We start from the raw sequence: 12,112 nt of genomic DNA on the forward strand, positions 1-12,112 counted from the left end.
GTCTACAGATCAATACCCATCCGGGTATCAGAACAGCCCCAAGCCGCGCAGCATAATCACGGTGATGATAATCGGCGTTACATAGCGCACCAGCACAAACACCGCGTTGATCAGCAGGCCATTGTTCAGTTGGCCTTCGTTGCTCAGCTGTTTTTTCAGCTGCGGCAAGCCATACACCCAGCCCACAAACAAGCAGATCAAAATCCCGCCCAGTGGCAACAGGATATTCGAGCTAATAAAGTCGAACAGATCAAACGCATTCAGGCCAAAGAGTTTCCAATCGGCCGTCAATGACGACGACAGCATCGCCGGCACGCCAAACAGGCCAATAATGCCCACTGAAATCAGCGTGGCCAGTTTGCGGCTAAAGCCAAAGCGCTCGCTCATCATCGCGACCGGCACTTCCAAGATCGACAAAATCGCGCCGGTGGCCGCAATCGCCGCCAACACAAAGAAGATCGCCATAAACACATTGCCCAGCGGCATGCTGGCAAACACGGCCGGAATCGTCATAAACACTAGCGATGGGCCCGCCGATGGCTCAAAGCCAAAGGCAAATACGGCCGGGAAAATCGCCAGGCCAGCCAACATCGATACCGACAAATCGGCCAGCATCACGCGCGTCGCAGTGGCGGGGATATTCTGCTCTTGGCGGAAATAGCTGCCGTAGGTCAGCATCGTGCCCATGCCGATGGATAGCTTGAAAAACGCCAAGCCTACGGCGGTGAGCACCACTGGCGCAGTGATTTTGCTAAAGTCCGGCGCAAACAAGAATTCCACCCCGGCCATTGCGCCGGGCAAGGTCAGGCTGCGAATACAGAGCAAAACCAGCAGCAAAAACAGCAGCGGCATCAGCTTTTTGGCTACTGCTTCAATGCCCTTGGATACGCCCAGCATAATAATTACGCCCGCGCCGCCCAAGACCACCCACTGCCAGAACAGGGCCTGCATCGGGTTAGAGACCATGGCATCAAACGCCGCTTTCGCGGTGGCGGGGTCGGTGCTGTGGATGCTGCCCGACAGCGATTTAAAAATATACGCAAACACCCAGCCTGCTACGCCGGTGTAAAACGCCAAAATCAAAATGGCCGACACCAGCCCCATATAGCCGATCACGGTCCAGAATTTCTGATTTTTGGGCGCCAGCTTTTCAAACGCGGTGACTGCATTGGCGCGCGAAGCACGGCCGAGCATGATTTCAGTCATCATCACCGGCAGCGCCACCAGCAAGGTGGCCAGCAGATACACCACCAAAAAGCTCGCGCCGCCATTGGTGCCGGTGAGGTATGGAAATTTCCAGATATTGCCCAAGCCGACGGCTGAGCCCAGTGTGGCGACGAGTACGCCAAAGGTCGATGTGAATCCATCACGGTTCTGGCTCATGGCCTGCCCCTTATGCTTGTTTTGGTCGGTATGTGCATCATCAAATCCGGCTTGTAAGCTGTCCATTCGGGAAAACCCGTTTTGCCGCCCGGCGGGCGGGCAAAATGCCGTGGATTTGATCTGGCGCAGCCGCAGTGTGGCGCGGTAACTTCAGTACAATAGTGCATTGCTTACGTTTTGCTGCGCCCACCTATGACTGCTGTGCCCGAAGCCACTGAACCGACCATGCCCCAGCCTGCCGATACGGCTGCCGCGCTGCCTGATGCTGCGCCGGCCGAAGCGGCCGCCGAGCCTAGCGATGAGGCGCGCGCAGCGCTGTTGCTGCAGGTGAAAAATCTGCCCGATCTGCCCGGTGTGTACCGCTATCTGGCCAGTGATGGCACGGTGCTGTATGTGGGGAAGGCCATTAGCCTCAAAAAGCGCGTGGGCTCCTATTTCATCAAAAACGATCATAGCCCGCGGATACGCCTGATGCTCAATCAGGTGGCCGCGCTGGAAACCACCGTGGTGCGCTCGGAAGCTGAAGCGCTGGTGTTGGAAAATAACCTCATCAAAGCCCTGTCGCCGCGCTACAACATTCTGTTTCGTGACGATAAAAGCTACCCGTATCTGGTGCTCACCGGCCATGCCTCGCCGCGCTTGGCCTACTATCGCGGCGCGCTGGATAAGCGCCACACCTATTTCGGGCCGTTCCCGAATGGCTATGTGGTGAAAGAGAGCATCCAGCTGCTGCAAAAAGTATTTCAGCTGCGCACCTGTGAAGACTCGGTATTTAGCAACCGCTCGCGCGCCTGTTTGCTGCACCAGATTAAGCGCTGCTCCGCACCCTGTGTGAATGCCATTTCGCCCGAGGCCTACCGCCGCGACGTGAATAACGCGATGCTGTTTTTATCCGGCAAAGAAAACGAAGTGCTGCAACAGCTGGAAGATCGCATGCAAACGCTCGCGGCCAATTGGGAATTCGAAGCTGCCGCCGCGGTGCGCGATCAGATTCAGGCGCTAGCCAAAGTACAAGAAAAGCAATTTGTATCGAGTAATAGCAGCGATGGCGACGCCGACATCTTGGCCTGTGTGGAAGAGGGCGGTGTGCTGTGTGTGAATCTGGCCATGGTGCGCGGCGGGCGGCATGTGGGCGATAAAAACCTCTTTCCGAGTCACGCCGACGAATACACGCCCGCCGAGGCCCTTAGCGCCTTTATCGCCCAGCATTATCTCGAGCGCACGGTGCCGCCGCTGATTTTCTGCAGCCCCGAGCCCGATGGCGCCAGCCTGCTGGCCGCCTCGCTCTCTGAGCAAATGGGCGCCGGCAAAGGCGGGCGGCGGGTGGTGATTAATAGCAACCCCAATGGCGAGCGCCGCGTGTGGCTGGAAATGGCGGCCAAAAATGCCCAGCTGGCCATTTTGCAGCGCAAATCGTTGCAAGCCTCGCAAGCCGGCCGGCTGGCCGCGCTAGTCGAAGCGCTGGGCCTGCCGGAAGAAACCCAGCGCATCGAGTGTTTTGATATTTCGCACACCATGGGCGAGCTCACCGTGGCCTCCTGCGTGGTATACGATCAGCAAGATATGCAGCCCAAGGAATATCGGCGCTTTAACATCGCCACCACCGTCTCGCCGGGCAAGGGCGATAGCGAATTTGCCCCGATCACGCCAGGCGACGATTACGCCGCCATGCGCCAGGTGCTGCAGCGCCGCTACAGCAAAATCGCCGCCGGCGAGGGCAAAATGCCCGACGTGATTTTGATTGATGGTGGCAAAGGCCAGCTGGGCGTCGCGCTCGACATCCTTGATGAAATTGGCCTTGTCGAGCCATGGGTGATTGGCGTAGCCAAAGGCGAAACCCGCAAAGCCGGCTTAGAGCAGCTGATTATCCCGCGTCTGGGCAAAACCTTGCAGCTCAAACGCGACCACCCGGGGCTACATCTGATACAACAAATCCGTGACGAGTCACACCGTTTCGCCATCACCGGCCACCGCGCCCGTCGCGCCAAAGCGCGCATCGCCAGCACGCTGGAAGACATCGAAGGCATCGGCCCCAAACGCCGACAAAAACTGCTGGCCCGCTTTGGTGGGTTGCAAGGCGTGAAGGCGGCCAGTGTCGATGATCTGGCGGCGGTGGAGGGGATTAATCAGGCCTTGGCGGAGAAGATTTATGCGGCATTGCGCGGATAGGTGACTAATTTAATTACTGTGCCCGATGTCAGCGCGTATTGATTCGGCATAACTTAGCAGCCTAAATCAATCCATCCAAAATATAGTCAGACTTCGAGGCGCTGAATGGGCAAAACAACTGATGAATACGCACGGCGGCTGGTGAAGGTTGTGCAACTACTATGGCGTGATCCGACTCGCCATTTTTCGACTGCACAGCTGGCTGAAGTCGCACATTTTTCACCCTTTCATTTTCACCGGATTTACCGTGACATAATGGGGGAAACCGTAGCTGCGACGCAGCAGCGTTTGCGACTGCATTTTGCGGGCCGTGATTTGGAGCGCAGCGAATTGACTCAGCTTCGCGTTGCTCTTCGTGCGGGCTATCAGAGTAATGCGGCTTTTGTACGTGCTTTTGCTGCTGCGTATGGTGTAACACCAGGTGTTTATCGCCGACAGCGGAGTCTCCAGTTTAATAACACTCCGGAGATGGACATGTATCTAATTGAATTACGTACTGTAGCCGAGCCAATACACTTGGCTGCGAAGCGACATATTGGTGCTTATTTGAATATTGGCGAGGCGTTTAGCTTACTGGAATTGGCTGCGCCCAATTTGCCTTTGGCATCAAATGCTCGCTGGTTTGGTTTGTACCACGATGACCCTGCTGATGTTCAGCAAGGTATTGTTGGCGCGGAGTTACGTTCGGATGCCTGCGTCGAAATTACTGCAGAGGCAACGCTGCCCGCAGATTTACAAAAGACGCAAATTCACGCGGGGCGTTATGCGGTCATCGAACACCGTGGAGCCTACAGCGAATTAGATAGAGCGTACCAATGGCTGATTGGAACTTGGTTGCCGCAAAGTGGTGAAGTTCCGTTGCCACTGCCGGGCATTGAGTTATATCTGAATGATCCGTGCAATACCGAGCCCAAAGAATTACGTACTGAAATTTGGTTGGCGCTAGCGGATTAGTTTATAAGAGCGTTGTGCGTCGTAGTTGCGGAAAAGCATTAGGCCGCAAGTATCAAACCAGAGCTGCGTCTTGTTTAGAACGGGTCGGCGGCTGTGCGCCGCGGCACTGACTTTCTTTGCTTCGCCAAAGAAAGTCAGCAAAGAAAGGCGACCCCGCAGCAGCGCGGGCTGCGCCCGTGCCCTCGCTGCGGACAGTCGAGGCGGCGGCTGCGCGACTTGGCCGGCGGCCTTCGAACAGTGCTCACCGAAATCCCGCCCCGCCTGTTCCTCGCTCGGCGCCGCTGAAGGGGAATCCACCTCCAACTTCACCTGCGCGGTAAAACTGGTGGCAGTATTGCGCTGAAGACATTGCTGGTCTTTGGTTTGCTGAATATACCCCTACGTAGTGGTGCCGTTCGGGAGGCGCTTGGCAAGCTTTTGAGCCACAACCTGTTGCGGTCGAAGGAAATTTAGGCGGAAGCTGCGCGACACTGGCACGCAGCGTCGCTGCTGGCCCATCGTCATCACCCTGGCCCGTGGCGTAGGGCTCAGTGCCTGATTGGCGGTGAGGCTATGGGTTTGGGTGGCACTGAGTATTGGTCGCGCTGGCACACAGAGGGTAGGCGCAGCGCTGGTGCGCTACTTGGGTATGGCCCTGCAGGCTATTTTAGGTAAGCCTTGCAGGGCGATACCCGTGGTTTACTTCTTGCGCGCGCTGGCTTTGGTGGGCTTTTTGGCCGGCGTGGGGGCTGGGGTGGTTTTGACTAGATCATCGCCATTTACATAGGCGGCTTTGATCGCGTCGGCGAGTTTGAGTACCGCGGTGGCGTAGAGCGTGCTCTTGTTGTAGCGGGTGATCACGTAAAAATTATTAAACCCGAGAAAATGCTGGGTAAAGCCCGGCTCGGTTTCTAGCGTAAACAACACGGCTTGCTGCTTGGTGTTGATCTCATCGATCGGCGCCACGCCTTTGGCGATCAGCTCATCCACCGTGTAGTGCAGATTAAATTTATCGGCCACCAGCTGGCTTGGGTCGCCGTTAAAATTCACCGCTACCAGCGTATCGCCGCGATCTTGCCAGCCATGCTGATTTAAGTAATTGGCCACGCTGGCCAGCGCATCGCCCGGGTTGTTCCAGATATCGTGGTGGCCGTCTTTATCCCAATCTTGCGCCCATTTGCGAAACGAAGAGGGCATAAACTGCGGCCAGCCCATGGCGCCGGCGTAGCTGCCTTTAAAGCTCAACGGGTCTTCTTTTTCTTCACGCGCCAGCAAAAATAGCTGCGTGAGCTCGCCGCGGAAATACTCGGCCCGGCGCGGGTAATTAAACGCGATGGTGGCGAGCGCATCGGCCACGCGGAAAGAGCCGGTGTAGCGGCCGTAATTGGTTTCCGCGCCCAAAATCGCCAGCAAGACTTCCGGGGCCACTTGATATTTGCGGCTCACATCGCCGATCAGGATGGCATTTTCGCGCCAGAAGCGCGCGCCATTGTTGATGCGGGTTTTGTTCACAAAATTGGCTTCAAATTCATGCCAGGGGCGGCTGGTGGAGGGCTTGTCCAAAATCGCCAGGATATTGGGTTTGAGCTCCACTTGTTGTAGCCAGCCGGCCAGCTCATCGGGGCTAAAGCCATGCTGTTGGGCGGTTTGCTGGATGTAATCTTGCACATCGGGGCGGGTGACCAGCTCATCATCGGCGCTGGCATACGGCAGGGTGGCCAGCAGCAGGCTGGCAAGGGCGGTGCGAAGGAAAGACATGAGCAATTCTTGGTTAGTGGCGCCGCTGGCGCCGGTTTGGGGGCCGCGCTAGGGGTTGGATAGCGCGGTCGTCAGTAATTTGGCGGTGATATCCACGATGGGGATCACCCGTTCATAGGCCATGCGGGTGGGGCCGATCACGCCCAGCGTGCCGACGACTTCGCCATTGACCTGATACGGGGCGGTAATCACCGAGCATTCATCCAGCGGGGCAATGCCGGCTTCGGCGCCGATATAAATCTGTACGCCGTCGGCGCGGTGGCCTTGCTCCAGCAATTGCAATAGGGCGGTTTTCTGCTCGAAAAGTTCAAACAGCTGGCGCATGCGCTGCATATCGCCCGAGAAATCATGCAGGCCCAGCAGCTGATGCTCGCCGGCGATCACCATATGTTCGCTTTGCAAGCCATGGCTCATGGCTACGGCGGCGTTCATCAGGCTGGTGAGGTCTTGCTTCACGCGGATGACGTCGCTTTGCAGCCAGCTCAGCAAATTGGCAAGGGTTTTGCCGCCGCAATGCTCGTTTAAGAGCTGCGCCGCGGTGGCCAACTCGGTGGGGCTAAAGTGCCGTTCGGTTTGCACAATACGGTTTTGCACATCGCCATCGCTGGTCACCAAAATCAGCAGCACGCGCTTTTCTGCCAGCGGCAGAAATTCGATTTGCTTGAGCGTGAGCTCGCTGCGCTTGGGCGTCATCACCACGCCGGCAAAATTGGTCAGCTGCGATAAAAGCTGCGAGGCGGCCTGAATGCTGTGTTGTGGGTTGTCGTTCGGTAGGGCGTTGATCTGCACATGGCCCAGCGGCTGCACCGCCAGCAAGGTATCGACAAACAGCCGGTAGCCTTGCGCGGTGGGAATGCGGCCGGCCGAGGTATGCGGGCTGGCCACGAGGCCTAGCGTTTCCAGCTCGGCCATCACATTGCGGATGGTGGCGCTGCTGACTTCCAGGCCGGAAAACTGCGACAAAGCCTTCGAGCCGACAGGCTGGCCTTCGGCGATATAACGCTCGACGAGCGTTTTGAGCAAAATCTGTGAGCGGTCGTTCAGAAGCATGGCACGGCTAGAGTCACAAAACGGCAGATTGGACGGCAACAACAGCGCACAGGCGCGCGTCAGGCTGGATTTTACCTGCTCTTCGGTGTATTAATGCGGCTGACGCACCAAATATTCAAGATTATGCACAGCCTATTTAAAACCATCGCCCTCGTTGGTCGCCTGAATACCCCTGCGCTCGGCGAGCCGATTTTGCGCTTGGCGCGCCTGTTGGATGAGGGCGGGGTAAAGGTGCTGATCGAGCAGGACATCGCCCGCGAACACAGCATCGAGCATTATCAGCGCGTAGAACGCGGCCATATCGGCAAGCTGGCCGATCTGGTAATTGTGATGGGTGGCGACGGTACCATGCTGTCGGTGGCGCGTTTATTGGCTCCCTATCGTATACCCCTAATGGGTATCAATCAGGGCCGGCTGGGCTTTATGACCGATCTGCCGCTGCATGAAATGGAAACCGCCGTGCCCAATATGCTGGCCGGCCAGTTTATCCCCGAAGAGCGCATCTTGCTGGAAGCCAGCATTTTGCGCGACGGGCAAACGGTGAATACCTCGCTGGCGTTCAACGACGTGGTGTTTAGCCGCGGCTCGATCGGCTCGATGATCGAATTCGAGATATTTGTCGATAACCAGTTTGTGTACAGTCAGCGCTCGGATGGTTTGGTGGTCTCTACACCCACTGGCTCCACCGCCTATGCGCTAGCCTCGGGCGGCCCGATTTTGCATCCGGCCTTACCGGCCATTACGCTGGTGCCGATCTGCCCACAATCATTATCCAACCGGCCGATTGTGGTGTCGGAAAACGCCCAGGTCGCGTTTTTGCTCACCCGCGGGCAGGATGCGCGGGTGTATTTTGATAACCAATCGGATTTTGAATTGCGCGAGATGGATCGGGTGCTGATCCGCCGCTACACCAATTCGCTGCGCATCCTGCACCCGCATGGCTACAGCTATTACGATATGCTGCGCGCCAAACTGCGCTGGGGCGAGAAGCTGCTGTAATTCATCACGCGTGGTTGCGGCGAAAGCCCCACAGCCGCGCGTTTGCCTCTTGTCCTGCCCGGCATCTTGCCCTAAAGTGAACGCTCGTTCTGTTTGTGCCGGGTACTGCCATGCTCTCTGCTTTGCATTTACGTGATTTCGTGATCGTTCGCGAGCTAGATCTGGATTTCGCCAGCGGATTAACCGTGCTCACCGGCGAGACCGGCGCGGGTAAATCCATCATCATCGATGCGCTGGGCTTGTTGCTGGGCGAGCGCACCGATGCGGGCGTGGTGCGTCACGGGGCCGAGCGCACTGAAATCAGTGCCGAATTTAATATCAGCGCCCTCGCGAAAACCAGCGCCTGGCTGGCCGAACAGGGCTTTAGCGATGAGGGCGAGCTGCTGCTGATTCGCCGCATTATCGACGCCAGCGGCAAATCGCGCGCTTTTATCAATGGCAGCCCCGCCACGCTGGCGCAGCTGAAAAGCCTGGGCGAAGGGCTGGTGGATATTCACGGCCAGCATGCGCATCAATCGCTCTTGCGTCACGAAGCGCAGCGCGAGTTGGTGGATGCCTACGCGGGCGCCACCGAGCTGGTGCGGCAGGTCAGCCAGCGCTATCAGCATTGGCACGCGCTGGCCAATGAGCTGCAATCGGCCGAGCAAAATGCCGAGCGCTTTGAAGCCGAGCGCGAGCGCCTGCAATGGCAAATCGATGAAATCAGCCAGTTGGCGCTGCAAGAGGGCGAATGGGCCGAGCTACAGGCCGAGCATAAACGCCTGCATCACGCCGCCAGCCTGATTGATGGGGTGCAATATGGCCTGACCGCCTTATCGGATGGTGACGAAAATTGCCAGAGCTGGCTGGCCACGGTGGCGCATCAGCTGGGCAAGCTAGCCGATTTTGATCCATCAATTCACGATACGCTGGAGCAGCTGGCCGGCGCCGAGGCGCAACTGGCCGAAGCGGTGAGTAGCTTGCGCCAATACGCCGATAGGCTGGAATTAGACCCGGAGCGCCTCGGGGAAGTTGAAGCGCGTATGGATGCCATTTACCGCGCGGGGCGCAAATACCGGATTGACCCCAGCTTGCTGCCCGAGCAGCTGGCCGATTGGCAAGCGCGGCTGGCCGAGCTGGGAGGTGAAGAAGGTCTGGATGCGCTGCGCAAACAAGTGGTGCAGGCCGAGCAAGATTACCGCCGCCCGGCCGAGCAGCTCTCGGCCAAGCGTGCCAAGGCGGCCAAGCAGCTGTCTAAATTAGTGAGCGAGCAGATGCAAACCCTGGCGCTGGCCGGTAGCCGCTGCGAAGTGGTATTGCTGCCGCAAACCCAGCCGGCGGCCTTTGGCCTGGAGCAAATCGAGCTGCAAACCGCCAATCACCCGGCATCCCCCTTGCGGCCGATGGCCAAAGTGGCCTCGGGCGGCGAGCTGTCGCGCATCAGCTTGGCGCTGCAAGTGGTAACTAGCCAGGTGGCGAATGTTCCCACGCTGATTTTCGATGAAGTGGATGTCGGCATCGGCGGGCGGGTGGCCGAGATTGTCGGGCGCTTGCTGTCAGAACTCGGGCAGAGCCGGCAAGTGCTATGTATTACCCACCTGCCGCAAGTGGCCGCCTGCGGCCGCACGCATCTGCAGGTCGCCAAAGCCCAAGCCAAAGATGGCGTACGCAGCAGCATCAGCCAGCTGAGCCACGCCGAGCGGATCGAAGAAATCGCCCGCATGCTGGGTGGGCTGGAAATCACCGACACCACTCGCCAGCACGCGGCCGAAATGCTGGGGCAGGTGGCCGTCGCGGGTTAAGCGCTTGCTGGATCGTGGCCGTCTCTAGTGGCCGGCGCAGCGCAACGGCGCATTTGCGGTATCATGGTCGGCCTGATTTCAAGGGCTGACCGGATGGCCGCGCACGATAAACCTACACTGACTTCCCCCAACCCGCAGGCGGATGCTGCATTTATGCAGGCCGCGCTGGCGCAGGCGGCCCAAGCGGCGCAGCAGGGTGAGGTGCCGGTGGGGGCGGTGGTGGTGTATCGCGGCGTGGTGATTGCCGCCGCGCATAATCAGCCACTGGCGCTGAACGACCCAAGCGCCCATGCCGAAATGCTGGCGCTACGCGCCGCGGCCAAGCAGCTGGGCAATTATCGCCTGAGCGAATGCGAGCTTTTTGTGACGCTGGAGCCCTGCATTATGTGTGCCGGCGCCATATTGCACGCCCGCGTGCGGCGGGTGGTGTATGCCACTGCCGATGCCAAAACCGGCGCGGCCGGCAGCGTCATCAACCCCTTTGCCAGCCCGCAGCTCAATCATCACACCTGTATCCAAGCTGGCCCCGGCGGCGCCGAGTCGGCCGCCTTGCTCGGTGAATTTTTCCGCCAGCAACGCGCCAGCCAGCGCGCCACGCGAGCCCGCCCGCAGGTAGCGGTGCCGGGCTTGGCCAATTTGCGTGATTTGGGCGGGCTTAAAACGGCAGATGGCCGGCAGATTCGTGCCGGGCTGCTGTTTCGCAGCGAGCAGCTGCAGGCCGTTGACCCAGACTGCGCTGAATTCATCGCGCTGCAAATCCGCTCGATTTGGGATTTGCGCTCAGCCGCCGAGCGAGCGCAGGCACCTAATCCGCACTTTCGTGGCGTGAGCGACACCCACTGCGATGTTTTGGCGGCCACCGCGCAAGCCACGGCCTGCAGCGTGCCGCAATTACTGGCGCAACCCGCGCAGCTCGAAGCGCTACTGGGCGAGGTCCGCGCGGCGGCCATGATGCATGACTTGTATCGCGAGCTCGTCGCCAACCCGGCGGTGCAGCAGGTATATGCCCAGTGGCTAACTAATTTAAGCCTTGGCGGGCAATACCCCGCCTTAGTGCATTGCACTGCCGGTAAAGATCGCACCGGCTGGGCCATGGTGTTGCTGCTCTCGGCGCTGGGCGTTCCGCATGAAAGTATTCTGCGGGATTATCTACTGAGCGATGCCGCTATCCGCGGCAAATACGCCCCGCTGATCGCGCAAGCCTGTGCCGCAGGGGCCAGCAGCGAGACGCTGACAGCCATTCTAGGTGTACAGGCCGCCTATCTGAAAACCGCTATGCACGAAGTGAAAAAGCAGGCCGGCAACATGCCGCGCTATCTGCGTGAAGTGCTGGGCTTGTCGAGCGCCACCATTGCCGCTTTGCAAGCGCAACTCCTGCAGCCGGCTGACCGCTAATCACGGCCGAGGCTGAAGCCAGCCTGATACCCAACGACTGTTTTGCCGCTGATCAACCGCTCGGCCACATCGGGCTGGGCGAGTGCACCGATCTTCGCTAAGGCAGAGCATGTCTATTGTTGGAGCAACATCATGCCGCGCACCTTACTGACAATGCTGGTGCTGTGTTTAAGCAGCCAACTCTATGCCGCTGGCGCCGATGATCCAGCCGGCGACGATTCCGCCACCCGTACCTCCGGCACTGTAAAGCCTAGCGATGATCCGGTTAGCCATGATGCTAATGACGATCATGGCGGCCTGCGCACCAAATCCACCGCCAGCGAAGACAGCAGCAGCCACCGCAGTGGCGCCGACGATGGCGGGGTGAGCCACAGTAGTCGCAGCGACAGTACGGGCAAAACGGCCAGCGGTGAGAGTAGCGGCAAAAGTGGTAGCGGCGACAGCGGCAAAGGCAGCGGCAGTAATAGTGGGAGCAGTAGTAGTAGCGGCAGCAGCCAAGGGGGCAAAAGTGGAGGTGAGGGCGGCAGTAAAGGCGGTGGCGACAGTGGCGGGAAAGGGGGCGGCGATGGTGGTGGTAAAGGGGGCGGCGATGGTGGTGGTAAAGGCGGGGGTAAAAGTGGTGGTAGCGGCAAAGGTTAAGTGCG

The 12,112-nt window shown here is 58.9% G+C and carries 9 protein-coding genes; 6 read left to right on the forward strand and 3 right to left on the reverse strand.

What is annotated here, in order from left to right; genetic code table 11:
* Nucleotides 1–27: 27 nt before the first annotated feature.
* Nucleotides 28–1,383 (reverse strand): sodium-dependent transporter, encoded by a 1,356-nt coding sequence (locus L991_RS14000; protein WP_047396759.1) that lies wholly within the window; start codon nt 1,381–1,383, stop codon nt 28–30.
* Nucleotides 1,384–1,608: 225 nt separating this feature from the next.
* On the opposite strand from L991_RS14000, the gene uvrC reads away from it, so the two are divergent.
* Nucleotides 1,609–3,552, forward strand: coding sequence for an excinuclease ABC subunit UvrC (gene uvrC / locus L991_RS14005; RefSeq protein ID WP_081986701.1), 1,944 nt, complete (start codon nt 1,609–1,611; stop codon nt 3,550–3,552).
* Nucleotides 3,553–3,657: 105 nt separating this feature from the next.
* Nucleotides 3,658–4,506 carry a GyrI-like domain-containing protein gene (locus L991_RS14010; RefSeq protein WP_047396633.1) on the forward strand — a complete coding sequence of 283 codons (849 nt, stop codon included), beginning with the start codon at nt 3,658–3,660 and terminating at the stop codon, nt 4,504–4,506.
* A gap of 678 nt (nt 4,507–5,184) precedes the next feature.
* Here the strand turns inward: L991_RS14010 and mltB are convergent.
* Both mltB and hrcA read right to left on the reverse strand, forming a co-directional pair.
* Nucleotides 5,185–6,243, reverse strand: coding sequence for a lytic murein transglycosylase B (gene mltB, locus L991_RS14020; protein ID WP_081986691.1), 1,059 nt, complete (start codon nt 6,241–6,243; stop codon nt 5,185–5,187).
* Nucleotides 6,244–6,291: 48 nt separating this feature from the next.
* Nucleotides 6,292–7,293 (reverse strand): heat-inducible transcriptional repressor HrcA, encoded by a 1,002-nt coding sequence (gene hrcA, locus L991_RS14025; RefSeq protein WP_034619852.1) that lies wholly within the window; start codon nt 7,291–7,293, stop codon nt 6,292–6,294.
* Nucleotides 7,294–7,416: 123 nt separating this feature from the next.
* On the opposite strand from hrcA, the gene L991_RS14030 reads away from it, so the two are divergent.
* From L991_RS14030 to L991_RS17530, 4 genes are all read left to right on the forward strand, one after another.
* Nucleotides 7,417–8,292 (forward strand): NAD kinase, encoded by an 876-nt coding sequence (locus tag L991_RS14030; protein ID WP_047396762.1) that lies wholly within the window; start codon nt 7,417–7,419, stop codon nt 8,290–8,292.
* Nucleotides 8,293–8,402: 110 nt separating this feature from the next.
* A complete protein-coding gene (gene recN, locus L991_RS14035) occupies nt 8,403–10,073 on the forward strand; it encodes a DNA repair protein RecN (protein WP_047396637.1) in 1,671 nt (556 codons plus the stop codon).
* 63 nt (nt 10,074–10,136) lie between these two features.
* Entirely contained in the window at nt 10,137–11,468 is a 1,332-nt protein-coding gene (gene tadA, locus L991_RS17090; protein ID WP_197053905.1) for a tRNA adenosine(34) deaminase TadA, read from the forward strand.
* A gap of 132 nt (nt 11,469–11,600) precedes the next feature.
* Nucleotides 11,601–12,107, forward strand: a complete 507-nt coding sequence (locus L991_RS17530; protein WP_052190911.1) for a hypothetical protein — start codon at nt 11,601–11,603, stop codon at nt 12,105–12,107.
* Nucleotides 12,108–12,112: the final 5 nt, after the last annotated feature.

It is taken from the genome of Chitinibacter sp. ZOR0017, assembly GCF_000799095.1.
GTDB lineage: Bacteria > Pseudomonadota > Gammaproteobacteria > Burkholderiales > Chitinibacteraceae > Chitinibacter > Chitinibacter tainanensis.

Coding starts and splice junctions, on each gene's coding strand:
- L991_RS14000 (WP_047396759.1), bottom strand. CDS start 1,383: ATGAGCCAGAACCGTGATGGATTCACATCGACCTTTGGCGTACTCGTC.
- tadA (WP_197053905.1), top strand. CDS start 10,137: ATGGTCGGCCTGATTTCAAGGGCTGACCGGATGGCCGCGCACGATAAA.
- uvrC (WP_081986701.1), top strand. CDS start 1,609: ATGCCCCAGCCTGCCGATACGGCTGCCGCGCTGCCTGATGCTGCGCCG.
- L991_RS14030 (WP_047396762.1), top strand. CDS start 7,417: ATGCACAGCCTATTTAAAACCATCGCCCTCGTTGGTCGCCTGAATACC.
- mltB (WP_081986691.1), bottom strand. CDS start 6,243: ATGTCTTTCCTTCGCACCGCCCTTGCCAGCCTGCTGCTGGCCACCCTG.
- recN (WP_047396637.1), top strand. CDS start 8,403: ATGCTCTCTGCTTTGCATTTACGTGATTTCGTGATCGTTCGCGAGCTA.
- hrcA (WP_034619852.1), bottom strand. CDS start 7,293: ATGCTTCTGAACGACCGCTCACAGATTTTGCTCAAAACGCTCGTCGAG.
- L991_RS14010 (WP_047396633.1), top strand. CDS start 3,658: ATGGGCAAAACAACTGATGAATACGCACGGCGGCTGGTGAAGGTTGTG.
- L991_RS17530 (WP_052190911.1), top strand. CDS start 11,601: ATGCCGCGCACCTTACTGACAATGCTGGTGCTGTGTTTAAGCAGCCAA.